The sequence below is a fragment of the Methylosinus sp. R-45379 genome (assembly GCF_001644125.1).
Taxonomy (GTDB): Bacteria; Pseudomonadota; Alphaproteobacteria; order Rhizobiales; family Beijerinckiaceae; genus Methylosinus.
In genome coordinates this window covers 1-26,589 of sequence record NZ_LUUM01000257.1, presented here as the reverse complement: position 1 = coordinate 26,589, position 26,589 = coordinate 1, and the positions used below count along the sequence as shown (strand labels likewise).

Annotated in this window: 24 protein-coding genes; 19 read left to right on the top strand and 5 right to left on the bottom strand. The window is 64.1% G+C overall.

What is annotated here, in order from left to right:
* The 4 genes from A1351_RS14290 to A1351_RS14275 all read left to right on the top strand — a co-directional run bounded on the left by A1351_RS14290 (window position 1) and on the right by A1351_RS14275 (window position 5,873).
* Window positions 1-2,049 (top strand): DEAD/DEAH box helicase, encoded by a 2,049-nt coding sequence (locus A1351_RS14290; protein ID WP_064033310.1) that lies wholly within the window; start codon window positions 1-3, stop codon window positions 2,047-2,049.
* Window positions 2,042-3,265, top strand: coding sequence for a GIY-YIG nuclease family protein (locus A1351_RS14285; RefSeq protein ID WP_064033318.1), 1,224 nt, complete (start codon window positions 2,042-2,044; stop codon window positions 3,263-3,265). The genes A1351_RS14290 and A1351_RS14285 overlap by 8 nt, the downstream gene beginning before the upstream one ends.
* Complete coding sequence (locus A1351_RS14280; RefSeq protein ID WP_064033309.1) at window positions 3,262-5,286, top strand: ATP-binding protein; 2,025 nt, start codon at window positions 3,262-3,264, stop codon at window positions 5,284-5,286. Before A1351_RS14285 ends, A1351_RS14280 begins: the two co-directional genes overlap by 4 nt.
* Window positions 5,287-5,627: 341 nt before the next feature.
* Complete coding sequence (locus A1351_RS14275) at window positions 5,628-5,873, top strand: hypothetical protein (protein ID WP_024880403.1); 246 nt, start codon at window positions 5,628-5,630, stop codon at window positions 5,871-5,873.
* Window positions 5,874-5,897: 24 nt separating this feature from the next.
* Here the strand turns inward: A1351_RS14275 and A1351_RS14270 are convergent, their stop codons facing one another.
* Window positions 5,898-6,230, bottom strand: coding sequence for a rhodanese-like domain-containing protein (locus tag A1351_RS14270; protein ID WP_064033308.1), 333 nt, complete (start codon window positions 6,228-6,230; stop codon window positions 5,898-5,900).
* 148 nt (window positions 6,231-6,378) lie between these two features.
* Between A1351_RS14270 and A1351_RS14265 the strand changes: the two genes are divergently transcribed.
* A complete protein-coding gene (locus tag A1351_RS14265) occupies window positions 6,379-6,810 on the top strand; it encodes a CHRD domain-containing protein (RefSeq protein ID WP_064033307.1) in 432 nt (143 codons plus the stop codon).
* Window positions 6,811-6,819: 9 nt separating this feature from the next.
* Here the strand turns inward: A1351_RS14265 and A1351_RS14260 are convergent, their stop codons facing one another.
* The 4 genes from A1351_RS14260 to A1351_RS14245 all read right to left on the bottom strand — a co-directional run bounded on the left by A1351_RS14260 (window position 6,820) and on the right by A1351_RS14245 (window position 11,186).
* Window positions 6,820-8,124, bottom strand: coding sequence for an AAA-associated domain-containing protein (locus A1351_RS14260; protein WP_024880406.1), 1,305 nt, complete (start codon window positions 8,122-8,124; stop codon window positions 6,820-6,822).
* Window positions 8,125-8,135: 11 nt separating this feature from the next.
* Window positions 8,136-9,869 (bottom strand): ABC transporter permease subunit, encoded by a 1,734-nt coding sequence (locus tag A1351_RS14255; protein WP_064033306.1) that lies wholly within the window; start codon window positions 9,867-9,869, stop codon window positions 8,136-8,138.
* A 245-nt stretch (window positions 9,870-10,114) separates the two neighbouring features.
* Window positions 10,115-10,612, bottom strand: a complete 498-nt coding sequence (locus A1351_RS14250) for a hypothetical protein (protein WP_024880408.1) — start codon at window positions 10,610-10,612, stop codon at window positions 10,115-10,117.
* Between the two features lie 142 nt (window positions 10,613-10,754).
* Entirely contained in the window at window positions 10,755-11,186 is a 432-nt protein-coding gene (locus A1351_RS14245; RefSeq protein ID WP_064033305.1) for a hypothetical protein, read from the bottom strand.
* 248 nt (window positions 11,187-11,434) lie between these two features.
* Between A1351_RS14245 and A1351_RS14240 the strand changes: the two genes are divergently transcribed.
* The 14 genes from A1351_RS14240 to A1351_RS14175 form a co-directional block, all read left to right on the top strand.
* The gene (locus A1351_RS14240; protein ID WP_064033304.1) at window positions 11,435-13,345 is read left to right on the top strand and encodes a SurA N-terminal domain-containing protein; all 1,911 of its coding nucleotides are present in this window, start codon (window positions 11,435-11,437) and stop codon (window positions 13,343-13,345) included.
* 5 nt (window positions 13,346-13,350) lie between these two features.
* Window positions 13,351-14,868, top strand: a complete 1,518-nt coding sequence (gene trpE, locus A1351_RS14235) for an anthranilate synthase component I (protein ID WP_024880411.1) — start codon at window positions 13,351-13,353, stop codon at window positions 14,866-14,868.
* Window positions 14,869-14,891: 23 nt separating this feature from the next.
* Complete coding sequence (locus A1351_RS14230; RefSeq protein ID WP_024880412.1) at window positions 14,892-15,455, top strand: DUF6163 family protein; 564 nt, start codon at window positions 14,892-14,894, stop codon at window positions 15,453-15,455.
* 207 nt (window positions 15,456-15,662) lie between these two features.
* The gene (gene ldtR, locus A1351_RS14225) at window positions 15,663-16,175 is read left to right on the top strand and encodes a transcriptional regulator LdtR (RefSeq protein WP_018266040.1); all 513 of its coding nucleotides are present in this window, start codon (window positions 15,663-15,665) and stop codon (window positions 16,173-16,175) included.
* A gap of 163 nt (window positions 16,176-16,338) precedes the next feature.
* On the top strand, window positions 16,339-17,430 hold the full coding sequence (locus A1351_RS14220; RefSeq protein WP_024880413.1) for a site-2 protease family protein: 1,092 nt from the start codon (window positions 16,339-16,341) through the stop codon (window positions 17,428-17,430).
* Window positions 17,431-17,551: 121 nt separating this feature from the next.
* Window positions 17,552-18,163: an aminodeoxychorismate/anthranilate synthase component II gene (locus A1351_RS14215; RefSeq protein ID WP_024880414.1), complete on the top strand. Its 612-nt coding sequence runs from the start codon at window positions 17,552-17,554 to the stop codon at window positions 18,161-18,163.
* Window positions 18,164-18,251: 88 nt separating this feature from the next.
* On the top strand, window positions 18,252-19,265 hold the full coding sequence (gene trpD, locus A1351_RS14210; protein WP_064033303.1) for an anthranilate phosphoribosyltransferase: 1,014 nt from the start codon (window positions 18,252-18,254) through the stop codon (window positions 19,263-19,265).
* A 117-nt stretch (window positions 19,266-19,382) separates the two neighbouring features.
* Window positions 19,383-20,207 carry an indole-3-glycerol phosphate synthase TrpC gene (gene trpC / locus A1351_RS14205; RefSeq protein WP_064033302.1) on the top strand — a complete coding sequence of 275 codons (825 nt, stop codon included), beginning with the start codon at window positions 19,383-19,385 and terminating at the stop codon, window positions 20,205-20,207.
* The gene (gene moaC, locus A1351_RS14200) at window positions 20,208-20,696 is read left to right on the top strand and encodes a cyclic pyranopterin monophosphate synthase MoaC (RefSeq protein WP_064033301.1); all 489 of its coding nucleotides are present in this window, start codon (window positions 20,208-20,210) and stop codon (window positions 20,694-20,696) included.
* Window positions 20,689-21,942, top strand: a complete 1,254-nt coding sequence (glp, locus tag A1351_RS14195) for a gephyrin-like molybdotransferase Glp (protein ID WP_064033300.1) — start codon at window positions 20,689-20,691, stop codon at window positions 21,940-21,942. The genes moaC and glp overlap by 8 nt, the downstream gene beginning before the upstream one ends.
* 214 nt (window positions 21,943-22,156) lie before the next feature.
* Window positions 22,157-23,020 (top strand): DUF3592 domain-containing protein, encoded by an 864-nt coding sequence (locus A1351_RS14190; RefSeq protein ID WP_157096314.1) that lies wholly within the window; start codon window positions 22,157-22,159, stop codon window positions 23,018-23,020.
* A 339-nt stretch (window positions 23,021-23,359) separates the two neighbouring features.
* Entirely contained in the window at window positions 23,360-25,789 is a 2,430-nt protein-coding gene (gene gyrB, locus A1351_RS14185; protein ID WP_064033298.1) for a DNA topoisomerase (ATP-hydrolyzing) subunit B, read from the top strand.
* Complete coding sequence (locus A1351_RS14180; protein WP_064033297.1) at window positions 25,789-25,989, top strand: DUF1289 domain-containing protein; 201 nt, start codon at window positions 25,789-25,791, stop codon at window positions 25,987-25,989. Before gyrB ends, A1351_RS14180 begins: the two co-directional genes overlap by 1 nt.
* 194 nt (window positions 25,990-26,183) lie before the next feature.
* On the top strand, window positions 26,184-26,589 hold a 406-nt coding region (locus A1351_RS14175; RefSeq protein WP_157096312.1), incomplete at its 3' end, for a sugar phosphate nucleotidyltransferase.

The following is a 26,589-nucleotide window of genomic DNA, read 5'->3' as shown; positions in this document are numbered from 1 at the left end:
ATGGTCAGCACGGTCCCCTCCGTCTCCGTTTCTTATGCCCGCAACGGTTCGTCGACCAAGGCCAACGCCCTCGGGATGCGGCCCACGCAGGAGCGCGTCTATGAAAAGCGCGGCGAGCAATATCTGCTCATCAAGTCGCCGCCGGCATCGGGCAAGAGCCGCGCGCTCATGTTCGTCGCGCTCGACAAGCTCGCTAACCAGGGGCTCAAGCAAGCCATTATCGTCGTGCCGGAGAAGAGCATCGGCGCGAGCTTCAACGACGAGCCGTTGACGACGTATGGATTTTGGGCGGATTGGCATGTCGAGGCGAAGTGGAATCTCTGCAACGCGCCGGGCGGTGACAATGGTGGCAAGGTCAATTCCGTCGAGGTGTTTTTAGGTAGCGGCGACAAGGTGCTGGTTTGCACCCACGCCACCTTCCGCTTCGCCGTGGACAGGTTCGGCGTGGAGGCGTTCGATGATCGCCTCATCGCCGTGGACGAATTCCATCATGTCTCGGCCGATCCCGACAGCAGACTCGGCCAGCATCTCGGCCGACTGATCGCCCGCGAGAAGACGCATATCGTGGCGATGACGGGTTCATATTTCCGTGGCGACGCCGTGCCGGTGTTGACCCCACAGGACGAGGCGAAATTCGAGTCCGTCACCTACACCTATTACGAACAGCTCAACGGCTACGAATATCTGAAGCAGCTCGACATCGGTTATTTCTTCTATTCCGACTCTTATGCGGACGATATTCTGGAGGTGCTCGATCCCGCCGAGAAAACCATTGTCCATATTCCGAACGTCAATTCACGCGAAAGCACGAAGGATAAAATCAAGGAAGTCGAACACATCATCGGCGCGCTCGGTGACTGGCAGGGCATCGACGCTGCCACGGGATTCCAGCTTGTCAAAACGCCGGGTGGCCGGACGCTGCGCATTGCCGATCTTGTCGATGATGACACGAACAAGCGCGACCGTGTTTCTCTGGCGCTGAAAGACCCCACGCAGAAAAACAACCGCGATCATGTGGACATCATCATCGCGCTGGGCATGGCCAAGGAAGGCTTCGACTGGATTTGGTGCGAGCACGCTTTGACGGTGGGCTATCGCTCCAGCCTAACCGAGATCGTGCAGATCATCGGGCGCGCGACCCGCGATGCGCCGAATAAGACCCGCGCGCGCTTCACCAACCTGATCGCCGAACCCGACGCCGCCGAGGACGCCGTGACCGAGGCCGTCAACGACACGTTGAAGGCCATCGCCGCCAGCCTCCTCATGGAGCAGGTGCTTGCCCCGCGCTTCGAGTTCAAACCGAAGAATCCGCAGAGTGGGCCGACCGAAGGCTTCGACTATGGCGAAGGCGGCTACGATCCGAACAAATGCAATGTTGGCTTCAACGAGGAACGTGGCGTCTTCCAGTTCGAGATCAAGGGCCTTGTCGAGCCCAAGAGTCACGAGGCTGCGCGTATCTGTCAGCAGGATTTGAACGAGGTGATCGCCGCCTTCGTGCAGGACAAGACGACCATCGAGCGCGGTCTGTTCGACGACGAGCTGGTGCCCGAGGAACTGACGCAGGTCCGCATGGGCAAGATCGTGAAGGACAAATATCCCGAGTTGAGCGACGAAGACCAGGAAGCGGTGCGCCAGCACGCTATCGCCGCGCTCAACATCACGCAGCAGGCCAAGCAATCCATGCTTGATCGCGTGAATGGCGAACCCACCGCCAACACCGCCCTGATCGACGGCGTACGCAAGTTTGCGATGGACGTGCGCGAACTCGACATCGACCTGATCGACCGCATCAACCCGTTCAAGGAAGCCTATTCAATCCTCGCCAAAACGATGAACGAGGAACGCCTGCAACAGGTGAAGGCCGCGATTGCCGCGAAGCGCACCACGCTGACGCCGGAGGAGGCGAAGGACTACGCCGTGCGCGCGGTTAAGTTTAAGAAGGAGCGCGGACGGCTGCCTTCGATCAACTCGACCGATGCCTGGGAAAAGCTGCTGGCCGAAGGCGCAGCCGCCTTCGTGCGCTTCAAGGATGAGGGCCGCTATGAGTGACCTTGACCTTGATGAACTGCGCGACGAACTCGCGGATTTCGCCCAGCCTGAAAAGAAGGGCGGACGCTCCGCGCGCGAGGAACGCATCATTGCGGGCTTCGAGGAAATTCAGCGTTTCGCCGATCAGCATGGCCGCCCCCCGCAACACGGCGAGGGGCGTGACATCTTCGAGCGGCTTTACGCCACGCGCCTCGACCGCCTGCGCGCGCTGGAGGAGTGCCGTTCTCTTCTTGCACCGCTCGATCACCAAGGCTTGCTTGCGGTTGCAGAGGATGCGATTGCCGCTCCAGCGGAGGAAATGGACGACGATGAGCTGCTCGCCGAGCTAGAGGACGCGGCAGGTGCGACGGACATCACCGATCTTCGCCACGTCCGCACCACCGCTGAAAAGCGCGCCGCCGAGGAAATCGCCAACCGCGAACGGTGCGAGGACTTTGGCCGCTTCAAGCCCCTGTTCACGGCCGTTCAGAACGACCTCGACAGCGGCGTGCGCATCACCCAACCGATCCGTAAGGACGCCGGCTTCCTGAAAACCAACATCAGGGCCGGGGAGTTTTTTATCCTTGGCGGCCAAGTCGCCTACGTCGCCGAAGTTGGCGAGCCCTTCAAAGCGCCCAATGGTCAAAGCGACGCCCGCCTTCGCGTCGTCTATTCCAACGGCACCGAGAGCGACCTGTTGCTCCGCTCTCTGCAACGCGCCCTCTACAAGGACGAGGTGAGCCGCCGCGTGTCGGAACCGAGCGCCGGGCCGCTGTTCGCCAACGAAAGCGAAGCCGACGACCTCGCCAGCGGCACCATCTATGTTTTGCGCAGCCAGTCGGACAATGCCATTGTCGCCGCCAACCGCGACCTCGTTCACAAGATCGGCGTCACCGGCGGCGATGTCGCCAAGCGCATCGCCAACGCCAAGCTGGACCCGACCTTCCTGCTGGCGGACGTGGAGATCGTGGCGACCTACAAGCTGTTCAACATCAGCCGCATCAAGCTCGAAAACCTGATCCACCGCATCTTCGACCCGGCCCGGCTCGATATCGAGATCAAGGACAGATTCGGCAACCCGGTCATCCCGCGTGAATGGTTCCTTGTGCCGTTATTCGTGATCGACGACGCGGTGGAGAAGATCAAGGACGGCACGATCACCGGATATATCTACGATCCGAAGAGCGCCGGTCTGGTAAAGCACAGCGCGTCACTCCTGCCGAGGGGCTCGGCATGAGCAATGTCAACGTTAAGCGGCTGGTCGCGAACATCCGTTCCGGCACCAATATATACACGCCGCTGGTCGAGTTGGTCGTGAATGCGATTCAGGCGATTGACGCCAAAGGCATACAGAACGGCTTGGTCGAAATCGAAGTTCTCCGAAACGGGCAGGCCGACATGATCGACCGCCTTGAGGACGTTGATGGTTTCAGGGTCAAGGATAACGGCATAGGCTTCACCAAGACCAACCGTGACGCCTTCGACACCCTCTACACCGAGCAGAAAATCGCGGATGGCGGAAAGGGATTTGGCCGCTTCACCTGCCTTAAATATTTTGACCGGGTGAAAGTATCCAGCACCTTCGCCGAAGGTGACGCCTTCCGTGATCGTTCTTTCAGGATGGGCTTGGACAAGGACATCATCGTCGATGAAAAGGAAGGTTCGTCCCAGGCGCAGGCAACTGGCACAGTCGTCGAGATTTCGGGCATCAAGTCGGTTAGATTTCCCGACAAGAAGCTCGAAACCATTAGCCGGGTCGTGGTGGAACGGTTGCTGCCCTATTTCGTGGACCAGGACCGCCCCTGTCCGCGCGTGGTGATTCGGGAGGCCAAAAATCCATCCGCTGACGCTGGAACGCCGTCTGCGCCGCTCTCCCTCAATGACTATCTGGACAAGCAGAACAGCCAGATCGTCGAAATGAAGGTGGACGAAGGGACGTTTTCGCTATCGGCGAACGAGGATGAAAAATCCTTTCAGGTCCGCGTGTTCAAATTCTTCGCGCCGCGAACGGCGAAGAGCAAGGTCAGCCTCGTCGCGCATCGGCGGGAGGTGACGGATAATGCGCTCCAAACATACATTTCCGAATTTGCGGAGGAGTTCTTCGAGCCGGGGCCGGATCAGGATTTGGCCAAGGGGCGCAACTTCGTGATCAAAGCCTATGTGTTCGGCGACTACCTGAACGACAACGTATCCCTCGAACGAGGCGAATTTCGCTTTCAGACCGACATCGACCTGTTGAACGGCATATCCCAGAACGACATAGAGCAGAGAGCCGCAGAGGTCGCGCAATCGGCCGTAGGCGCGGAGATCGCCGAACGGAAGAAGCGCAAGGAGGTGCGCATCGCGGAGTATGTGACCAATGACGCGCCCTGGCATCGCATCCTTGCAAAAGAGGTCGATTTCAGCGCCCTGCCTATGCGGCCATCAAATCAGGACATCGAGCTTCATCTCCAAAAGAAGAAATATGAGCAGGAGATAGCGACGCGAACGCAGGTCACGGCGCTGCTGAACTCTGAAAACCCGGATGAGCTTGGCGAAAAAATCGCGCAGTTGATTGAGAAAATTTCGGACAATAGCAAGAACGACCTGATCCACTACGTCTCCATGCGTAAATGCGTCCTTGAGTTGTTCTCGAAATCGCTGGAAATCAAAGCCGATGGGAAACACAAATCCGAAGGCGAGGTGCATGACATCATCATGCCCCGCAAGAAGGATTCCGAGGAACTGAACTACGAGGCGCACAATCTCTGGATTTTGGACGAACGGCTGAATTTCACGTCCTATATGTCGTCCGACAAACCCCTAAAACCGTCGGGAGATCGCACGGACATAACCATTTATAACCGCCGCGTAGCCTATCGTGGTGATAATGAAACCAGTAATCCCATAACGATTTTTGAGTTCAAGAAGCCTCAACGGGACGATTTTGCCAACCCGTCCTCCAAGGAGGACCCAATTCAACAGATCATCCGCTATGTCAATCAAATCCGAGAAGGCAAGTTCAAGACCCCAACCGGCCGTGATATTCTCGTGAACGACACGACGCCGTTCTACGGTTATGTCGTCTGCGACCTAACCCAAAAGGTCAAAGACTGGCTCCAAAAAGAGAAGAACTTTACGCCGATGCCTGATGGCCTGGGATGGTTCAACTGGTTCGGGAACATCAGCCTCTACATGGAGGTGGTTAGCTGGACGAAGCTGCTCCGCGACGCAGAAATGCGGAATAAGATATTTTTCAACAAGCTCGGTATCGACTGAACGGCCCGGTGGTTGGTCGCTATAACGGAAACGTAATCTTCACTACTATCGGTCGTGGTCTAGCAAGGTGGACGAGGGGCATCTGCTCTCGAAGTTCCGTCTCTTTTGGTCTGCATTTTCCCGGCGCTCGTTTATGATGCGAGCGCATTTATGACGGGACGGATCGCCATATAGAATCCACGAATCCAGCGCCCTTACCCTGGTGGTATCGCAGTTGGTATGGATTCGGGGCCTGAGCGGAAAGCCGAATACTTACAATGCGAACTCAAACCCATTGACCATCGAGTGGGAGTGAGGGCTTCGACCGACGCTTCCGATCGATCGGGTTCCACAGGCGCCCGATGTTGAAGCCATATTGGATAACCACGACAGAGCCGATGTGCCTCGGTTACGGCGTCACCGCTCGGTCGGTCGACGACGCCGAGACGCAATTGAGGCGCGTGCTCGCAGACGATCATGCCATCACAAAGATTACACTGCTGCACGATATCCGATCGCTGGATCAGAACCACGTCGCGTGCAACATGGGAAACATGCTTCGCCGGGGCATCTGGTATCCGCTCGGATATGAAAATCCGATGGACTGACGCCGCGCCGCACGCCCTGCCCCATCACATCCCCGTGACCACCGGCTCCCCGGCCTTCTGCCAGCCGATGATGCCGCCGCCGAAATGCGTGCTCACGTCGCGGCGGCCGAAGAGGCGGGCCTGCTCCATGGCGTTCACCGAGCGCTTGCCGGAACGGCAATAGACCACGACCTTCTGGCCCTCGGCCGGAGCCGGAATCTTGGCTGGATCGAAGGCTGACAGCGGCACGAACAAAGCGCCTTCGATATGGCCCTGGGCGTATTCGTCCGCCTCGCGCACATCGACGAGAATGATCGATTTGTCGGCGATGCCGCTCTTCAGATCGTCGAGGCTGATCTCGCTATACCACTCGGCCATTTCGCTCTTCCCAAAATCTCTGCGCGGCCACGCGGGCTTTGGCCGTAGCCGCAAAGGCTCGGGCAGCGGCTTGAAGCGTCGCGCGGGCGCGTTAGGTGGCAAGCCCTCGGGGGCGTTGTTTCCGCCATTTGACACAGGAGCTCCACAAATGTCCAGGAATGCATCGCTCGCGCTCGCGGCCACTGTCGCGCTCGTCGTCGCGGCCTCGCCCGCCTTCGCCGAAGTGCAGATGTTCAAGGGCGATCTCTCCGGCGGCGCGGAAAATCCGCCGAGCGCGAGCAAGGGCGTCGGCTCCATCGCCGTCACTCTCGATCCCAAGACGCGGAAAATCAGCTGGAAGGGCTATTTTGTCGGCCTCGAGGGCCAGGAGATGAAGGCGCATTTCCACGGTCCCGCCAAGGCCGGCGAGAAAGCCGCGCCGGTGCTGCCGGTCGAGGCCGTGGAGGAGACCTTCCAGGGCTCGGCGACGCTCGACGCCAAGCAGGTCAAGCAGCTCGAGGACGGCCAATGGTATTTCAACGTCCATTCGGCCAAGCATCCCGAGGGCGAGCTGCGCGGGCAGCTGAACCGCGTCCGGTAACGCCCTGCCCTATTGCGGATTCTCGAGGCTAAAGGTCTGCGCGCCTTCGTCATAGGCGAAAATCTCGCCATAGCGGCCCCAGGTGGTGACGCTGCGCAGCGTCATCTCCGCATAGTCCTCGCTCATATAATCCTCGAGCTCCTCGCGGAAGCGGGTGGCCGGCGCGTAATGCGACGGCCGCTCGTCCAGCACGCGGCGGATGCGCTGCGCCAGCGGCACATAGGCGAGCAAATGGTCGCCGAACAGCTTCTTGCGCTGGTCGACGTCCATTTCCGCGAAGCGCTTGCCGGCCGTCGTGAGCTTTATGTCGCCCTCGGCGAGCTCGGCGAAACGCAAGAGCTGCAGCGTTTCGGCGACGGGGAAGAGATCGTCGATCTCGAGTTGCAGGCTGTCCGCGAGCGCAGGGAGATCGGCCTTGCCGTCATAGGGCGGCGCGGCGACCTCCTCGATCATGCCGGCGAGCGTGTTGGTGGAGACCGTCGGCAGCGCCATGCCGAGGCCGAGCCCGGGGAAAGTCCCCTCGCGCTTGGGCGGCTCGGCGCGGCGCGTCATCAGCGCGTAAATCTGGTCCACGAGCTGGCGGAACTCGGGATCGAGCCGATTGCGCGGATGCGCCAGCGTCACGCGAATTTCCGCGGCGATGCGGCCCGGATTGGAGGAGAGCACGACGATGCGGTCGCACATCAGCACCGCCTCCTCGATATTATGCGTCACCATCAATATCGATTTGATCGGCATGCGGCCTTCGACCCACAGATCGAGGAGATCGGTGCGCAAGGTCTCCGCGGTCAGCACGTCGAGCGCCGAGAAGGGCTCGTCCATCAAGAGAATATTGGGCGCGACGACGAGCGCGCGCGCAAAGCCGACGCGCTGGCGCATGCCGCCGGAAATCTCCTTGGGAAAAGCGTTCTCGAAGCCGTCGAGGCCGATGATGTCGATCGCCTTCAGCGCGCGGCGGCGCGCGTCCGCCTCGCGCACGCCCTTGGCGCGCAGGCCGAGCTCCACATTGGCGAGCACGGAGAGCCAGGGAAACAGGGCGAAGCTCTGAAACACCATGGCGACGCCATCGACCGGGCCGGCCACTTTCTCGCCGCGATAGAGAACGTCGCCCCCCGTCGGCCGCGCCAGGCCGGAAACGATGCGCAGCAGCGAGGATTTGCCGCAGCCGGAACGCCCGAGCAGGCCGACGATCTCGCCATCGTCGAGCCGCAGCGAGATATCGTCGAGAACGAGCGGGCCTTTTTCGCCGGAAGAGCGGCCATAGGCCTGGAAGACATTGCGGAGCTCGAGCAGAGGCGCTTTCGTCGCGGACATGGCGGAACCCTTCAGGAGAGGCGCAGGCGCCGTTCGACGAAGCCGAACAATTGGCGCCAGAAGAGACGGTTGAACAAAATGACGACGACGCTCATCAGCGAGACGCCGAGCACGATCTTCGGATAGTCGCCGGCCGCCGTCGCCGCGGCGATATAGGCGCCTATGCCCTGCGCCTCGATCGTGTCGTCGCCCCATTTCACATATTCGGCGACGATGGAGGCGTTCCAAGAGCCGCCCGAGGCGGTGAGCGCGCCGGTCACATAATAGGGGAAGATCGCCGGCAGAATGACATTCTTCCACCAGGTGAAGCCGCGAATGCGGAAATTCGCGGAGACCTCGCGCAGATCGTTCGGAAAGGCCGACGCGCCGGCGATGACATTGAACAATATGTACCATTGCGTGCCGAAGATGATCAGCAGCGACAGCCATATGTCGGGATCGAGCCGGAAGGTGAGAATGCCGACAACCGCTATGGGGAAGAGCACATTCGCCGGAAAGGCCGCCAGAAATTGCGCCAGCGGCTGAATCTTCTCGGCAATGCGCGGACGCAGGCCCACAAAGACGCCGATCGGAACCCAGATCAGCGTGGCGAGCGCGATCAGCACGACGACACGGATCAGCGTGTAGAATGTCAGCAGCAGCGCATGGCGAAGCTCGTCCAGGCTAACGGCGCTGCGCACGAATTCGAACACGAGATAGAGCGAATAGAAGAACACCGCGCCGATCGCCGCGAACCAGACGATATCGAAGAGGACGGAGGCCCGCCGGCTCTGCGGCAGGCGCGGCGCCGCAAAGGGCAAGGCCATTTTCCAAAGCGAAGCGCGGCGCAGCAGCGAGGCCGGCCAGGAGGCCGCGACGCGCAGCCAGCGCGTGCGCACGAAGAGATCGCGCACCCAGCTCTCGGCTTCGTCCTGCGAGGCGGAGAGCTCGACGCGGAACTTGCCCGAGAAGGCGACGATGGGCCGAAACAGCAATTGGTCATAAGCGAGAATGATGAGCGCCACCGCGACCACCGCCGCCACGACGCAATCGATGCGCTTGCTCTCGATCGCGAGGGCGAGATAGGAGCCGACGCCCGGCAGACGCACATTCACGTCGCCGACGGTGATCGCCTCCGAGGCGACGACGAAGAACCAGCCGCCGGACATGGACATCATCATGTTCCAGATGAGGCCTGGCATGGCGAAGGGCGCCTCGAGCTGCCAGAATTTCTGCCAGGCTGTGAGACCGAAGCTCTTGGCCACCTCGTCGAGATCGCGCGGCACGGTGCGCAGCGACTGGTGGAAGGAGAAGGCCATGTTCCAGGCCTGACTGGTGAAGATGGCGAAAATCGCCGCGCCCTCCGCGCCCAAAGTCGAGCCGGGGAAGAGGCCGAGGAAGAAAGTCACCGTGAAGGAGAGAAAGCCGAGCACCGGCACCGACTGCAGCACATCGAGCAACGGCACGAGGATCATCTCGGCGCGCCGGCTCTTGGCGGCGAGAGTGGCGTAGACGAGCGTGAAGAGCAGCGAGAAGCCGATCGCCGCGAACATGCGCAGAGTGGTGCGCAGGCCGTAATAGGGCAGCGCCGAATAATCGAGCGACAATTGCGCCGTCTCGGGCGCCTCGAGCGGCAGCGCCATGCCGCGCCAGCCGAAAGCAGCGAGCGCGAAAACGCCGAGGACGAGCGCGAGGGCGACGATATCCCACAGATTGGGCAGAGTGCGGCGGCCGAGCGAGGTGAGCGCGACGAAATTATTGAGCATGAACGACCGGCTTTCGGCGAAGCGAGGCGCAGAGATGGCCGGCGGCTGGGGCTCCGGCGGGAGAGCATGTCGCACAGCCGGATATCGCCGTCACCTCCCGAAAGACGGGAATCGAGCGGCCCCTACGCTACGCGTCGCCGTCCAATGGCCAAGCCAGATGACAATTGCGTGTCGCCGCCGAGCGGGATCGCGGAAAAGCGGTTTCAGGCCGGCTCAGAAATTATTGGGAAATGAATTCCGAGCGCTCAGCGCGCCCCCATGGGCGCGGCGCGGGAGTCGCGGCGGGCCTCTCCCTTGGGCAGAGAGCCGGTCGGCGCGGGATCGATGCGCGCGCTGTCGAGCCGATCGAGCCTTTGCTCGAGCCGCTCCAGCCGCGAGGCGCCCGAATCGCGCGCCGTCTCCAGCGCGCGCAGCCGCGCCCCGGCGCGCAGCGCCTCCTCGTCATGGCGTAGCGATTCGATCAGCGCCCGCGTCGCCCGCGCCTCGTCCAGCAGGCGGGCGATCTCGCGACGCTGCTCGAGCCCGAAAGAGACTTCCGGCTTCCAGTCGAGCGCCTTGGCGAGAGTCTGGCCGTCTATGCTCTGCGCGGCCTGCAGCGCATTTTTGACGCCGGTGCGCGAGCCCAGAGAAAAGCCGGCCGCCGCGCCTGCGCCGATCGATACGGCGACGACGACGAGAAGCCGGGACATTCGGAGGCCATTGGGCCGCGAAGGGGGCGCTGCGCGGCGCGCTGCCATCGACATGAGAGACCTCCTGAGCGACGCCGAGGCGATGTCTCAGTGGTCCGAGTGTCCGCGCCCATGGTTAACGGCGCGTTAAGCGCGAATGGCCGCCGGCGCGAGACGCGTCCGACGGCCGGAACGATGCGTTTCGAAGAGCGCTTCGTCAGTGCGCGCGCTGCTTCATGGCGCGATGCGGAATGTCGCTATAGGGCGCGATGCCATGGCCGCCGACCGAGGAGCGCCACTGATTATTGTAGGAGCGGCCTTGGCTGGAGGAGGAGCGGCCCTGGATCGCCGAACGGCCCTGCGAGCCGCTCTGGCCGGCGACGCGCGCCTTGCCGGGGGCCTTGCCATATTTGGAATATTTCTGAGACGACCAGCTTCCGCCCGCGGCGGAGGAGCGGCCTTTCGCCGCCTTGGAGGCGCGCGAGCCCGGATAGTCCTGATAACGAGCCTTGGCGATATCTGAGGCCGCGCCGGCGGCGAGCGCCGGAACCGCCGAGGGCAAAGCAAGCGCCGGAGCCGTCATCGCCGGTAGAGAGATGGCCAGCAATCCGAGCGCGACCGCGCCCATCGTCAGATTCGTGAGGTTCATTTGCACACTCCCGTATCGCGAGCCCTGCGTGAGGTCCCGCGGCGGCCCCCCAGGGCGTCACAACGTGCGGGACGCGGGTCGGTTCCCTCGGCTCTCGTCGCGCCCCGCCGCGCTGGAGCCCACCCGAAGGGGCGGCGGAGCGCAAGATTGCAAGTGGAGGCGACGCTACCTATAGTCCGCGCCAATTCCGGCCGCGATCATCAGGTAAAGAGCCGGAGCCCCGCAAAGCCCAAGGGAAGCCCCAAATCATGCTGGAAGGCCTGCGCATCGCCTCGCAACATCGGATCGGCCGCATCATCCTCGGGCTCGTCATGGGCTTTATCGCGCTGAGCTTCGCGGTGTGGGGCATAGGCGACGTGTTCCGCGGCTTCACCTCCACGCGCCTCGCCAAGGTCGGCGCGGGCGAGATTTCGGTCGAAGCCTATCGCAGCGCCTATCAGAACGAGCTGCGCCGCCTGCAGCAGCGCGCCCGCCGCGCCATCACCAATGAGGAGGCCCGCCGCTTCGGCCTCGATCAGCAGGTGCTGCAGCGCATGATCACCGATCTCTCCCTCGACCAGAAGACGAAGGCGCTCGGCCTCGCCATCTCCGAGGACGAGACCTTGCGCCTCACCCGCGACGAGAATGTCTTCAAGGGTCCGACCGGCAAGTTCGACTCCGACCGCTTCAAGCAGCTCATTCGCGACGCCGGCTATACGGAGCGCAGCTTCCTCCTCGAGCAGAAGGGAAGCTATCTGCGCAAGTCGCTGACCGATTCCATCGTGACCGGCCTGGAGCCGCCGCGCCTCGTGCTGGAGGCGCTGCATCGCTTCCGCAACGAGGTCCGCGAGATCGACTACTTCCTGCTCCCCGCCTCCGCCGTGGGCGAGATCGCCAAGCCGACCGAGGAAGAGCTGAAGAAATATTTCGCCGATCGCGAGCAGAGCTTCCGCGCCCGCGAATATCGCAAGCTCGCGCTCCTCGCCGTGACGCCGGCCTCGCTCGCCAAGCCGCAGGAGGTCGCCGAGGCCGATGTCCGCAAGCTCTATGACGAGGTGAAGGCCAAGCGTTACGGCACGGCGGAGAAGCGCCATTTGCGCCAGATTCTCTTCGCCTCCAAAGACGAAGCCGAGAAGGCGCTGGAACGTCTGAAGGGCGGCCTCTCCTTCGACGCGCTGGCGGGCGAGCGCAAGCTTTCGCAAAAGGACATAGACCTCGGCCTGCTCGAGGCGCATGACCTCGGCGACAAGCAGATCGCCGAGAAAGTCTTCGCCCCGCGCGAGCCGGGCTTCGTCGGCCCCATTCAGACCGCCTTCGGCGCGGCGATCCTTCAGGTCGAGAAGATCATCCCCAGCGTTTTCACGCGCAGCTATGAGGAGGCCGCCGACGAGCTGCGCCGCGAGATCGCGCAGGAGCGCTCGGCGCCGTCCGTGCGCAAGCTGCATGACGCGATCGAGGATCAGCGCACCGGCGGCAAGACGCTGGCCGAGGCGGCCAAGGCCGCCGGCCTCGATGTCGCGACGATAGAGGCTGTGGATTCGACCGGCCTCGACCCCGCCGGCAAGAACGTTCCCGGCCTCTTCGGCTCCGAGGACATATTGAAGGCGGTGTTCGCCTCCGACGTCGGCGTCGACAATGACACTGTGCCGACGCGCGACGGCGGCTATGTCTGGTTCGAGATCGCCAAGGTGGAGCCGGCGCGCCAGCGCAGCTTCGACGAGGTGAAGGAAGCCGTCGAGACCGCTTTGCGCGGAGAGAAGCAGCAGAAGGCGCTGACCGAGCGCGCCGATGCGCTGACCGCGGAGCTGCGCGGCGGCAAGGCGATAGAGGATGTCGCCAAGGGCGCCGGCGCCGAGGTCCGGCATGTCAGCGATGTGAAGCGCGCGCCGCATCAGGAGCTGTCGACCGCGGCCATCGTCGCCATTTTCGACGTGGCGTCCAAGGGCGCCGGCTCCGCCGCCGTCGATGGCGGGCGCCTCGTCTTCGAGGTGAAGAGCGCGTCGACGCCGGCCTATGATCCCGCCTCCATCGAGGCGAAGGCGGCGGCGGACCAGCTGCGGCCGGCCTTCACCAATGATATTCTCGAGCAATATGTCGGCGCGCTCGAGAAGGTCTTCAACGTCTCGATCAACGAGCATGCGTTGCAGGCGGCGACCGGCGGAGCGGAACAGAACCAGTGAGCGCATTGTCCGAACCTTCGTTCGACGAATTCGCCGCCGCCCATGAGACCGGCCGCGCGTCGCTGGTGGCGACGCGGCTCGTCGCCGATCTGGAGACGCCGGTCGCGGCCTATCTGAAGCTGACGCGCGCGCGGACGGCCAATGTCTTCCTGCTCGAATCGGTGGAGGGCGGCGCCGCGCGCGGCCGCTACTCGATGATCGGGCTCGATCCAGACGTCGTGTTCCGCATCCATGGCGAGAAGGCCGAGATCAATCGCCGCGCGCTGCGTGACGCGAATGCTTTCGAGCCCTGCGCGAAACCGCCGCTCGATGCGCTACGCGAGCTGCTCGCCGAATCCGAGATCGACGAGGTCGCGCATCTGCCGCCCATGGCGGCGGGCGTGTTCGGCTATCTCGGCTATGACACTGTGCGGCTGATGGAGCGCCTCGCCCCGGCCAAGGACGATAAGATCGGCGTGCCCGACGCGATCTTGCTGCGGCCGACCGCCATGGTCGTCTTCGACAATGTGCGCGACGAGATCATCGTGGTGACGCCCGCCCGCCCGGCGGCCGGCGTTTCCGCCCAGGCCGCCTATGAGGCGGCGCTCGCGCGGCTCGATTTGGTGGTCGCGACCTTGGAGGCGCCGCTCGAGCAGCGCGAGGCGGAGGCCGATCCGCATCTTCTCGCCGAGGAGCCGGTCTCCAACACGGCGCCCGAGCGTTTCCTGGAAATGGTCGAGCGCGCCAAGGATTACATTCGCGCCGGCGACATCTTTCAGGTCGTGCTGTCGCAGCGCTTCACCGCGCCTTTCGCTCTGCCGGCCTTCGCGCTCTATCGCGCGCTGCGCCGCGTCAATCCGGCGCCCTTTCTGTGCTTTCTCAATTTCGGCGACTTCCAGATCGTCTGCTCATCGCCGGAGATTCTGGTGCGCGTCGCCGAGGGCAAGGTGACGATCCGCCCCATCGCCGGCACGCGCTGGCGCAGCGCCGTGAAGGCGGAGGACGAGCGCCTCGCCGCCGAGCTTCTCGCCGATGAGAAAGAGCGCGCCGAGCATTTGATGCTGCTCGATCTCGGACGCAATGACGTCGGCCGCGTCGCCGCGACGGGAAGCGTGCGGGTGACGGACAGCTTCACCATCGAGCGCTACAGCCATGTGATGCATATCGTCTCCAATGTGGAAGGCGCGCTCGATCCCGCGCGCGACTGCATAGACGCGCTCGCCGCCGGCTTTCCGGCCGGCACGGTCTCCGGCGCGCCCAAGGTGCGCGCCATGGAGATCATCGACGAATTGGAGACGGACAAGCGCGGCATTTATGGCGGCTGCATCGGCTATTTCGGCGCCGGCGGACAGATGGACACTTGCATCGTGCTGCGCACGGCGATCGTGAAAGACGGCAAGATGCATGTGCAGGCGGGCGCCGGCGTCGTCTATGACAGCGACCCCGATTACGAGCATCGCGAGACGGTGAACAAATCCAAGGCGCTGTTCCGCGCCGCCGAGGAAGCCGTGCGCTTCGCAACGCGCGCGCGGCGCGGGCAGTAGAGCCGGAGCGAAAGAGGCGGCGCGTGACCGAGCATACGCTCTATGAGGAGGCGGACGACCCGCACCGGCCGATCCGTCTCGGCGACGCGGGCGCGGCGGGGCAGTCGGCGCGCTGGGGCCATATGCTCACGCTGTTCATGCGCGTCATGGCGCTATTCTGGCTGCTGCAGGGCGTGATGCAATGGGTCATCGTGCTCACCGCGAGCAAGCCCATATTCGACGAGACGCCGACCAACGCCGCGATCGCCGTCGTGTTCTTCGCCGTGCTCGATCTCGTCGCCGGCGTCGGCCTCTGGCTGGCGACGCCCTGGGGCGGCGTGCTGTGGCTGCTCATCGCCGGCGCGCAAATCTTCGTGACCTTGAGCGTGCCGGGGTTTTTCGCCGGCGGCTATTGGCTCATCGCCCTCGATCTCGCGCTCATCGGCCTCTATTTCTTCCTCACCTTCGAGGCCGGCCGCGATTATGAGGCCCAGCGCCTGCGCGAGAAGCGCCGCCGGCGGCGCGGTCCCGAGGCCGAGGCCGTCGACGGCCGCTTCAGCCGCCTGCAACGGCAGGCGCGCGCGCTTCTCGCCCGGCTCGGCCGGTGAGGCGCGCGGCCCACGCCGCGACACGGCTAATACAATTCTAACGATTTGATTCACCACCCATTTACCGCATCGACGGTAGTGGAAGTAAACGACGGATTCAGGCTGTTGTTTAAAGCGGTCTTCATTCGCGGCGGATAGGTTCTGGTCCATCGAGACACGGACCGGACTTTCGAATATCCGGCGCAAAAGACGAGACGGAGCTTGTTCATGAATACGGCGTCGAAGACCGAGGCGGCGCAGGTCCGCTCGGAGAAGATCAACGAAATTCGTCCGATCTATCTCGAATCCCTCACTCTGGTGGAGCGTCTGCACCGCCGGCTGCTCGATGTCATCAAAGACGAGTTCGACCGCCGCAATCGCGGCGACGTCAATTCCGTGCAGGCGCTCCTGCTCTACAATATCGGCGACAAGGAGCTCACCGCGAGCGAGCTGCGCACGCGCGGCTATTATCTCGGCTCCAACGTCTCCTACAATGTCAAGAAGCTCGTCGAGATGGGCTATCTCCACCACGCCCGCTCGCGCGTCGATCGTCGCTCCGTGCGCATCAGCCTCACGCCCAAGGGCAAGGAGGTTCATGATATCGTCGCAGCCCTCTACGAGAAGCATGCGACCACGGTGGAGCAGATCGGCGGCGTTTCCACCGCCGAGTTCCGCACCGTCAACACCGCCCTGACGCGCCTCGAGCGCTTCTGGACGGATCAGATTCGCTATCGCCTCTGACGCTTCCTCCTCCTAGACTTTCTCCGCTCCACTCGGGCGATCTTCGCTTCACGCGTCGATCGCCCTTTTTCTTGGCCGCATATCGCGGATTCCTGGCCGAATGTCGCGGATTTCTGCTATGAGGAACCGTCGCGGACGTCACGTCGATAGCGAGGCCTCTTCCATGCGCTGGTCGCTCACGCTCGGCTCGTTCAAGGGCACGGCCGTCCGCATTCACATCACTTTTCTGCTGCTGCTCGCCTGGATCGGCTTTTCCGCCTATCGCAGCGGCGGCGTGCAAGCAGCGCGCGACAGCGTGATCTTCATCACGCTCATTTTCGCCTGCGTCGTGCTGCATGAGTTCGGTCATATTCTGATGGCGCGGCGCTTCGGCATTCTCTCGACCGAGGTCACGCTGCTGCCGATCGGCGGCGTCGCCAATCTCGACCATATGCCGGAAAAACCCTCTCAGGAATTGCTCGTCGCGCTCGCGGGGCCTGCGGTGAACATCGTCATCGCCACGGTCCTATTCGTTGCGCTCGGCGCCTTCCAGCCGGAGACGCTGACGCAGCTCGACGATCCGCATCTCAATGTCCTCGCGCGTCTCGCCGCCGCAAATCTGTTTCTGGCGCTGTTCAACATGATCCCGGCCTTCCCCATGGACGGCGGCCGCGTGCTGCGCGCGGCGCTCGCAATGTGGCTGCCGCGCGGAAAGGCGACGCGCATCGCCGTCTCCATCGGCCAGGGCTTCGCCTTCGCGCTGGGCTTTTTGGGGCTGTTCGGCAACCCCATGCTCGTCTTCATCGCCATTTTCGTCTACATCGCCGCCAGCGGCGAGGCGCAGATGACCGTCGCGAGTGAGGCCGCGCGCGGCCTCACCGTCGCCGACGCGATGGAGACCCGCATCGCCGCTATTGCCTGGGGTGCCGACCTCGGCGAGGCGGTCGAGACTCTGCTCGCCACCTCGCAGGATCAGTTTCCGGTGGTCGCGGCGGACGGCCGCTTCATGGGTCTGCTCGACCGCTCGGACATAATCGAGGCGCTGAAGGCCGACGACCGCAGCGCGCCGATCGCCCCCCATGTGCAGCGCGACGCCCCCACCGTGAGCGCGGCCGCGCCGCTCGACGAGACGATCGAAAAATTCGCCGGCGCCTCGGCCATGGGCGTGCTGGGCGCCGATGGCGCGCTGGTCGGCCTGCTGACGCGCCAGAGCATCGGCGAGATCATGCTGATCGCCAATCTGCGGCCGGACTGGCGGCTGGGCCGGCGCGGCTAGAGGAGCCGGCTCCCCAGCCGAGCGGGCGCGAATGAATTGACTTGAGCGGCCGAAGAGCCGAAAAAATCGAGCCGCGGTGGGAGAGCAAGCCCACGCCGCCGAGAACCGGACCCAAGCGCGAATGACAAAAGTCACGCTCATCGACAATTACGACAGCTTCACCTTCAACCTCGTGCATTATTTCGGCTCGCTCGGGGCCGAGGTGACGGTCAAGCGAAACGATGCGGTCTCGGTCGCCGAAGTGCTCGCCGCCGGCCCGGAGGCCATCGTGCTCTCGCCCGGCCCCTGCACGCCCAAGGAGGCGGGCATCTGCCTCGATCTCATCGCGGCGGCCTGGGCGAAAATTCCGATCTTCGGCGTCTGCCTCGGCCATCAGTCCATCGGCCTGTCCTTCGGCGGCGATGTGATCCGCGCGCCTCTACCGGTGCACGGCAAGATGGCGACGATCCTCCACAAGGGCGAGACGATCTTCCGCGGCATAGAGGGGCCGTTCCAGGCGACGCGCTATCACTCGCTGATCGTCGCGCGCGAGACTTTGCCCTCCTGCCTGCGCGTCACCGCCGAGACGCCGGATGGGCTCATCATGGGCCTCTCGCATGAGAGCGCGCCCGTGCATGGCGTGCAATTCCATCCCGAGAGCATCACCTCGGAGCATGGGCACAAGATTTTGCGCAATTTCCTCGATCTCGCGCAGGAGTGGAACGCGACGCGACGCCCCGCCAAAGTCGCGTGAATCGCTGCGAGCCTGAAGGCTCGCGGTCCAGAGCCCGCCTTGGACCGCGAGCCTTCAGGCTCGCATCCTTCAACCGAGATCTTCGGCCGTGACCGACCTCAAGCCCTATCTCGCCGCCCTCGCCGCCGGCGCGACGCTCTCCCGCCAGGAGGCGCGCGCGGCGATCTCGACCGTGCTCGAAGGCGGCGCGACGCCGGCGCAGCTCGGCGCCTTTCTGATGGGCCTGCGCCAGCGCGGCGAGACGGTGGACGAAATCATCGGCGCGGCGGAGGCCATGCGCGCGGCGATGGCGCCGGTCGCGGGCGCGGAAGATGCGATCGACATTGTCGGGACCGGCGGCGACGGCGCCGGCACCTATAATGTCTCCACTCTGGCGGCGATCATTGTCGCCGGCTGCGGCGTGCGCGTCGCCAAGCATGGCGGAAGGGCCGCCTCCTCGCGCTCCGGCGCCAGCGATGTTCTGGCGGAACTCGGCGTCAAGGTCGGCGTCACGCCCGAGCATGCCGCAATTTGCCTCGCGGAAACAGGTATTTGCTTCATGGCGGCGGCGACGCATCACCGCGCCATGCGCCATGCCGCGCCAGTCCGCGGGGAACTCGGCCTGCGCACGATTTTCAACCTGCTCGGCCCGTTGTGCAATCCGGCGCGGGTGGAAAAGCAGCTGCTCGGCGTCTCCTCGCGCGCGCTGCTCGAGCCGCTGGCGCGCGTCTTGGCGGAGCTCGGCTCCAAGCGCGTCTGGCTCGTCCATGGCGAGGACGGGCTCGACGAATTGACGACGACCGCGCCCTCTCTCGTCGTCGCGCTCGAGGACGGCGCCGTCAGAGGCTTCGTAGTTTCGCCCGAGGAGGCCGGCTTGGCGCGGGCGGAGCCGCAGGCGCTCGTCGGCGGCGATCCCGCCCATAACGCCCGCGCGCTGCGGGCCGTGCTGGCCGGGGCGCGCGACGCCTATCGCGATATCGCCGTGCTCAACGCCGCGGCGGCGCTGACGGTGGCGGGGGCGGCGGCCGATCTTCGCGAAGGCGCGCAGCTCGCCGCGCGGGCACTGGACAGCGGCGCCGCGCAGGCGAAGCTCGAGGCGCTCATTCGCGTCTCCAATGCGTGAAGGCGCCGCGCCGCCCGAAAAGACTGCGGCGCGCCGCCGCGCTGGCGGGAAATGCTTCGTGTCCTTCGTGTCTTCGTGGTAGAAAACCTCTTGAAGGCGCGAAGGACCACAAGCGGCATGACCGACATTCTGAGCAAGATCGAAGCCTATAAGCGGACCGAGATCAACGAGGCCAAGGTGCGCATGCCGCTGGCGACGCTCGAGCGCAATGTGCGCGACCACGATCCTCCGCGCGGCTTCGTCCATGCGATCGAGGCCAAGCTCGCGGAAGGGCGCATCGCGCTGATCGCGGAAATCAAGAAGGCGAGCCCGTCCAAAGGCGTGCTGCGCCATGATTTCGATCCGCCGGCGCTGGCGCGCGCCTATGAGGCCGGCGGCGCCGCCTGCCTCTCGGTGCTGACCGACGGCCCCTCCTTCCAGGGCAAGCTCGAGGATCTCGAGGCCGCGCGCAAGGCGGTAAATCTGCCGGCGATTCGCAAGGATTTCCTCTACGATCCCTATCAGGTGTTCGAGGCGCGCGCCCATGGCGCCGATTGCATTTTGATCATCATGGCCGCCGTCTCCGATGAGGAGGCCGCGCGCCTCAACACCACTGCGCATGATCTGCGCATGGATGTTCTCGTCGAAGTGCATAATGAGGAAGAGCTGGATCGCGCGCTGGCGCTGGAGACGCGGCTCATCGGCGTGAACAATCGCGATCTGCATACGTTCGACGTCACGCTGGAGACGACAGAGCGGCTCGTCGAGCGCATTCCCAAGGACAAGATCATCGTCGCGGAGAGCGGCATAACGAGCCATGAGGATTGTCTGCGGCTCGAGAAGGCCGGCGTCTTCACATTCCTCGTCGGCGAGAGCCTCATTCGCAAGGACGATGTGACGACAGCGACGCGCGAGCTGCTGCATGGCTCGGTCAAGGGCGATCACAGGCGGGCGCGCGCATAGATGCTGACGCATCTCTCGAACAAGGGCGAAGCGCATATCGTCGACGTCTCCGACAAGGCGGAGACGAAGCGCGTCGCCATCGCCCGCGGACAGATCGTGATGGACGCCGCGACGCTCGCTCTCGCGGTCGAGGGTCAGGCGAAGAAGGGCGACGTGTTCGGCGTCGCGCGCGTCGCCGGCATTATGGCGGCCAAGAAGACGCATGAGCTGATCCCGCTCTGCCATCCCCTGCCCGTCACCAAGATCGCGGTCGATCTCGAGCCGGATGCGAGCCTTCCCGGCGTGCGCGCGACGGCGGAAGTTTCGGTCACGGGCAAGACCGGCGTGGAAATGGAGGCGCTGACCGCGGTCGGCGTCGCTTTATTGACGATCTACGACATGCTGAAGGCCGTCGATCGCGGCATGCGCATCGAGGGCGTCGAGCTGGTCGAGAAGCGCGGCGGACGCTCCGGCGAATGGCGCCGCGACGAAATGGACAAAAATGGCTGACGACAAATTGCTGTCCGTGGACGAGGCCCTCGCCCGCGTGCTCGCCGGCGTGACCCGGCTCTCGGGCGAGGAGGATGTTCCGCTTTTCAAAGCCCTCGGCCGCACTTTGGCGAAGGATCTCGTCTCGCGCCGCACGCAGCCGCCGGTCGCGGTCTCCGCCATGGACGGCTATGCGCTGCGCGCCGCCGATCTTGCAACGCCCAGCGCGCGGCTGAAGCTCGTCGGCGAGAGCGCCGCGGGCCATGGCTATCACTTGGCCCTCGGCGCCGGCGAGACCGTGCGCATCTTCACCGGCGCGCCGGTTCCCGAGGGCGCGGATACGATCCTCCTGCAGGAGGACGCCACGATCGACGCCGCCGGAATCGGCGCCGCTTCCCCGCCCCCGCCCGGCCGGCATATTCGCGAGCGCGGGCTCGATTTTCGCGAGGGCGATCCCGCCCTCTTCGCCGGAACGCGCATCGGCCCCAGCGAGCTGGCGCTCGCCGCCGCCATCAATCATCCGCTGCTTCCCGTGGCGCGGCGCCCGCGCGTGGCGCTGATCGCCTCGGGCGACGAGCTGGTTCCGCCCGGCGCCGAGCCCGGCCCGGCGCAAATCATCGCCTGCAATGGCTATGCGGTGGCGGCCATCGCCGAAGCCGCCGGCGCAGAGGTGATCGACCTCGGCATTTTCCGCGACGACATCGCCGAGCTGGAAAAAGGCCTGGAGCAGGCGCGCGCGGCCAAGGCCGATATTGTGGTGACGCTGGGCGGCGCCTCGGTCGGCGATCACGATCTGCTGCGGCCGGCCCTCGCCCGCCAGGGCATGGCGCTCGATTTTTGGCGCATCGCCATGCGGCCGGGCAAGCCGCTGATCCATGGAACGCTGGGCGAAGCGCGCATTCTGGGCCTGCCGGGCAATCCGGTCGCGGCTTTCGTCTGCGCGCTGGTCTTCCTCGGCCCGCTCGTTCGCGCGCTGCAAGGCGATCCGCGAGCGGGGGCGGACGAGACGGAGGCCGCCGTCGCCGGCGCGCCGCTGAAGCCCAATAAGGGAAGGCGCGACTATATGCGCGCGACGCTCACGCGCGACGCCCAGGGGCGGCTCGTCGCCACGCCGCAGGCCTTGCAGGATTCCTCGCTGCTGACCGAGCTGGCGCGCTCGCAGGCGCTGCTCATCCGCGAGGCGGGCGATGGCGCTGTGGCGGCGGGCGGCGCATGCCGGATTTTGAGGTTGCCGGGGGCGTTCGTCTCTCGAGACGCACGGACCTAAAATCCCCCTCATGCTGAGGAGGCGCCGCAGGCGCCGTCTCGAAGCGCGAGGGGCTCGAGAAGGCGGAACCGAATGGCTCCGCGTGCTTCGAGACGCCCGCTTCGCGGGCTCCTCAGCATGAGGGAGAGTCGGCCGCTATGTGAAGGGGCATCTACAGCCCAGTCTTTTACTGTCATTCACTCGGCACGGATATCGCGCAGGCGATAGTCGGTGGATGGCAGGCCGATTTTCCTGCTACAATCAGATCGCCATCGTGAGCAGCAATTGCGGGAAATTTCTTTTGGGAGCCGATTGGAGACCTCCGGTCGAGTTAGCGCAGCCAATCCCACGGGCGGTGAAAAAGAGCCCGTTTTATGTCGCTATGCTTCGTATGCAGATGTTGATCTGCTTCGGAGTAGCGATCGGAATGCCCGGGACCACCGCGTATGCGAAGTGGCAAGCCTATCTTCTGCAAACACGCGGCCTTTCGGCCGAGGGGCATGTGATAGGAGTTTTAGATCACACCAAGCGACGTCAGGCATTACATTCGCTGTCTTATGAGTTTCAGATCGCGTCGGGCAAAGTCGTCCAAGGTTGGGATGATGTCGGTCGGAATTATTTTGATCAATTGTCCACTGGATCGCTCGTCGAAATCATCTACGACCCGCAAAAGCCCGAGCGCTCGGTCATTCGTTATCCGGGAAAGGAAGAAATTTTCGTCGTCTATCGTTCTTTCGAATTTACCCTTCCCATAGCCATCGGCGCTCTTGCCGTTTACGGCGCGACTGTCTGGCTGTGGCGACGTCAATATACGCGTGAGGCGCGGCTGCTGAGGAACGGCGAAGCGGTTCCAGCAATCGTTGCGAACGTTCGACGGCGGTCATTCAATGGCTCTTACTGGATTATTTTCGATTATCGCCTGCGAGACGACGGCCCCAATCATCCGGTAAGGAAGTATAGGATCGGCTCCCGCACAGCGTCTGAGCTGGAAGATTACGTTCGCTCGGCGACAGACCAACCTGTCGCACTGGTCGACCCCCTCGATCACAGCCGCAGCCAGTTGTATGTGCGGGGATATGGCATCGCGACGCTGATCTAAAATGTCTTGTTCGATTGCGAGCCTCGGGCTCGCATTCGTCGATCGGGCGCGCGCGGCCAGTCTGACTGCAAAAATCGGACGCGCCGAGGTCAGCGCGCCCCGAAAAACCGGAACATGAGCGGAACATCGCCGCCCATTCCCCCTTATCGCAATGTGTCGACGTCGCGCCCACCGCGAGCGCAGCCGGGACGCAACCGCATGGGAATCGCCCGCCGGACACGACATCCCGCCGCCGGCGCCGCCCTTCGGATTTTCTTCGCTTTTCACCCGACTTTCGCGGTAAAAACAACATTCTCGAATCGAGCCCGTCCCCGCCCTGCCCGAGGAGTCCCCGACCAAATGACCGACACCGAAGACGGAGCCGCCACGCCGCAAGAATATGGCGCGGATTCGATCAAAGTGCTGCGCGGCCTCGACGCCGTCCGCAAGCGCCCGGGCATGTATATCGGCGACACTGATGACGGCACCGGCCTGCATCACATGGTCTATGAGGTCGTCGACAACGCCATCGACGAAGCGCTCGCCGGCCATGCGACTCTCGTCACCGTGACGCTGAACGCCGATGGCTCCTGCACCGTCACCGACAATGGCCGCGGCGTCCCGACCGGCATTCACAAGGAGGAAGGCGTCTCCGCGGCCGAGGTCATCATGACTCAGCTGCACGCCGGCGGTAAATTCGACCAGAACTCCTACAAGGTCTCGGGCGGCCTGCATGGCGTCGGCGTCTCGGTCGTCAACGCCCTCTCCGTATGGCTGAAGCTGCGCGTCTGGCAGGAAGGGCGCGAGCATTTCATGGAATTCGCCAATGGCGATTCCGTCGCGCCGCTCGTCGCGGTCGGCGCCGCGCCGATCGAGGACGGCAAGCCCAAGCGCGGAACGGAAGTCACCTTCCTGCCGTCGCTCGAGACATTCAAGACCGTCGTCGAGTTCGATTATGCGACCATAGAGCATCGCCTGCGCGAGCTCGCCTTTCTGAACTCGGGCGTGCACATCGTGCTCACCGACGCGCGCCATGCGGAGCAAAAGCGCGAGGATCTCTATTACGAGGGCGGGCTCGAGGCCTTCGTGCGCTATCTCGATCGCGCCAAATCGCCGCTGATCGGCGCGCCGATCCTCATCCACGGCCAGCGCGAGCACATCAATGTCGAAGTCGCGCTGTGGTGGAACGATTCCTATCACGAGAATATTCTGGCCTTCACCAACAACATCCCGCAGCGCGACGGCGGCACGCATCTGGCGGGCTTTCGCGCCGCGCTGACGCGGCAGATCACCGGCTATTCCGAGCGCTCCGGCCTCACCAAGCGCGAGAAGGTCGATCTGACCGGCGACGATTGTCGCGAGGGCCTCACCTGCGTCGTCTCGGTGAAGGTGCCGGACCCGAAATTCTCATCGCAGACGAAGGACAAGCTCGTTTCGTCCGAAGTGCGTCCGGCGGTCGAGAATGTCGTCAACGAGCTGCTCGACCAATGGCTGGAGGAGCATCCGCAGGAGGCGAAGAGCGTCGTCTCCAAAGTCTGCGAGGCGGCCGCCGCGCGGGAGGCGGCGCGCAAGGCCCGCGAGCTGACGCGGCGCAAGGGCGCGCTCGACGTCGCCAATCTTCCCGGCAAGCTCGCCGATTGTCAGGAGCGCGATCCGGCGAAGGCCGAGCTCTTCATCGTCGAGGGCGACTCCGCCGGCGGCACGGCCAAGCAGGGCCGCAATCGCGAGTTCCAAGCCGTGCTGCCTCTGCGCGGCAAGATTCTCAATGTGGAGCGCGCGCGCTTCGACAAAATGCTGTCGTCCGAGCAGATCGGCACGCTGATCACCGCGCTCGGCACCGGCATAGGCCGCGACGAGTTCAACGCCGACAAGCTGCGCTATCACAAGATCATCATCATGACCGACGCCGACGTGGACGGCGCCCATATTCGCACGCTGATCCTCACCTTCTTCTATCGGCAGATGCCGGAGCTGATCGATCGCGGCCATGTGTTCATCGCGCAGGCGCCGCTCTACAAGGTGACAAAGGGCAAATCGACGCAATATTTGAAGGACGAGCGCGCGCTCGAGGATTATCTCATCGACTCGCTGCTCGACGGCGCCGTTCTCCGCTGCGGCAATGGCGAGGAACGCGCCGGCAAGGATTTGCGCGGCGCGCTCGAGGATGCGCGTTCGTTCCGCACCATCATGAGCAGCCTGCATTCGCGCTACGACCGCAATGTGGTGGAGCAGGCGACAATGGCGAACGCGCTGCAATCGCCGCCGGAAGAAGCGAAAGCGACCGAGGTCGCCGAGCGCCTCAACGCCATAGCGGAGGAGACCGAGCGCGGCTGGACCGGCGAATTGCGCGAGGGCGGCTATGTCTTCCGCCGCACGCTGCGCGGCGTCGCGCAAGCAGTGACGCTGGATGCGGCGCTGCTCGCCTCGAGCGAGGCGCGCAAGCTGCAGGAGCGCGCCGAGAGCCTGCGCGAAATTTTCGCCGGCCCGGCGGCGCTGGCGCGGCGCAGCGACGAGACCGCGCTCTCCGGCCCTCTGGCGCTCTACGACGCAATGGCGGCGCAGGGCCGCAAGGGCCTCACCATTCAGCGCTACAAAGGCCTCGGCGAGATGAACGCCGAGCAATTGTGGGAGACGACTCTCGACCGCGAGGTGCGCTCGCTCTTGCAGGTGAAGGTGAAAGAGGCGGTGGAGGCCGAGGATATTTTCGTGAAGCTGATGGGCGACATCGTCGAGCCGCGCCGCGAGTTCATCCAGGAGAATGCGCTTAACGTCGCGAATTTGGACGTGTGATGGCCGAAACGCCCTGCGTCAAAATCTGCAAGATCGATCAGCCGACCGGCTTTTGCGTCGGCTGCGCGCGGACGATGGCCGAGATCGCCGGCTGGCGCGACGCTTCCGAGGCGGAGCGCGAGCGCATTCTCGCCGCCCTGCCGGCGCGACGCGCGCGCCTGCAGAAAGAGCACGCCTCGTCGCAGCCGAAGCGGTCATGAAGCGCCGACGGGGCCGGAGCGCCCCCTTGCCAAAGGCGGAATGTTCAGCCTATAGCTGATCCAATCGCCGGCGGACGGCCGCAGGAACGGGACCTGCGCGAAAAAGCGCTCGATCTTTTTGATTGTATTCCAGAAAACTTCTTCCCTCTCGCGACCTGCCGCCGCCAATTCATCCCTCGACCGAAAGGCGAGACATGACGAAAATTCTGCCGGTCATAATGTGCGGCGGGGCAGGCACGCGCGTATGGCCCGAATCGCGGGAGACGCTCCCGAAACAATTCATTCCGCTCGTCGGCGAGCTGTCGACCTTCCAGACGACCATTCAGACGCTGTCGGACGAGGCGTTCGACAAGCCCGTCATCATCTCCAACGCCGATTATCGCTTCCTCGTCACCGATCAGCTGCGCGCCATCGGCGCCTCGGCCGATGTCGTCCTCGAGCCCACGCGACGTGATTCGGCCGCAGCGGTCGCCGTCGCCGCCGGCGTCGCCGCGCGCCGCTCGCCGCAGACCATCGTCGTCGTGCTCGCCGCCGATCATGTCGTGCGCGACCCCAAAGGCCTCGTCGCTCTGTGCAAAAAAGCGGCGGCCGCCGCCACGG

Bases quoted from the DNA above. Each gene is read 5' to 3' on its own strand.
- A1351_RS14290 (WP_064033310.1), top strand. From the start codon at position 1: ATGGTCAGCACGGTCCCCTCCGTCTCCGTTTCTTATGCCCGCAACGGT.
- A1351_RS14285 (WP_064033318.1), top strand. From the start codon at position 2,042: ATGAGTGACCTTGACCTTGATGAACTGCGCGACGAACTCGCGGATTTC.
- A1351_RS14280 (WP_064033309.1), top strand. From the start codon at position 3,262: ATGAGCAATGTCAACGTTAAGCGGCTGGTCGCGAACATCCGTTCCGGC.
- A1351_RS14275 (WP_024880403.1), top strand. From the start codon at position 5,628: ATGTTGAAGCCATATTGGATAACCACGACAGAGCCGATGTGCCTCGGT.
- A1351_RS14270 (WP_064033308.1), bottom strand. From the start codon at position 6,230: ATGGCCGAGTGGTATAGCGAGATCAGCCTCGACGATCTGAAGAGCGGC.
- A1351_RS14265 (WP_064033307.1), top strand. From the start codon at position 6,379: ATGTCCAGGAATGCATCGCTCGCGCTCGCGGCCACTGTCGCGCTCGTC.
- A1351_RS14260 (WP_024880406.1), bottom strand. From the start codon at position 8,124: ATGTCCGCGACGAAAGCGCCTCTGCTCGAGCTCCGCAATGTCTTCCAG.
- A1351_RS14255 (WP_064033306.1), bottom strand. From the start codon at position 9,869: ATGCTCAATAATTTCGTCGCGCTCACCTCGCTCGGCCGCCGCACTCTG.
- A1351_RS14250 (WP_024880408.1), bottom strand. From the start codon at position 10,612: ATGTCGATGGCAGCGCGCCGCGCAGCGCCCCCTTCGCGGCCCAATGGC.
- A1351_RS14245 (WP_064033305.1), bottom strand. From the start codon at position 11,186: ATGAACCTCACGAATCTGACGATGGGCGCGGTCGCGCTCGGATTGCTG.
- A1351_RS14240 (WP_064033304.1), top strand. From the start codon at position 11,435: ATGCTGGAAGGCCTGCGCATCGCCTCGCAACATCGGATCGGCCGCATC.
- ldtR (WP_018266040.1), top strand. From the start codon at position 15,663: ATGAATACGGCGTCGAAGACCGAGGCGGCGCAGGTCCGCTCGGAGAAG.
- A1351_RS14220 (WP_024880413.1), top strand. From the start codon at position 16,339: ATGCGCTGGTCGCTCACGCTCGGCTCGTTCAAGGGCACGGCCGTCCGC.
- A1351_RS14215 (WP_024880414.1), top strand. From the start codon at position 17,552: ATGACAAAAGTCACGCTCATCGACAATTACGACAGCTTCACCTTCAAC.
- trpC (WP_064033302.1), top strand. From the start codon at position 19,383: ATGACCGACATTCTGAGCAAGATCGAAGCCTATAAGCGGACCGAGATC.
- moaC (WP_064033301.1), top strand. From the start codon at position 20,208: ATGCTGACGCATCTCTCGAACAAGGGCGAAGCGCATATCGTCGACGTC.
- glp (WP_064033300.1), top strand. From the start codon at position 20,689: ATGGCTGACGACAAATTGCTGTCCGTGGACGAGGCCCTCGCCCGCGTG.
- A1351_RS14190 (WP_157096314.1), top strand. From the start codon at position 22,157: ATGGCAGGCCGATTTTCCTGCTACAATCAGATCGCCATCGTGAGCAGC.
- gyrB (WP_064033298.1), top strand. From the start codon at position 23,360: ATGACCGACACCGAAGACGGAGCCGCCACGCCGCAAGAATATGGCGCG.
- A1351_RS14180 (WP_064033297.1), top strand. From the start codon at position 25,789: ATGGCCGAAACGCCCTGCGTCAAAATCTGCAAGATCGATCAGCCGACC.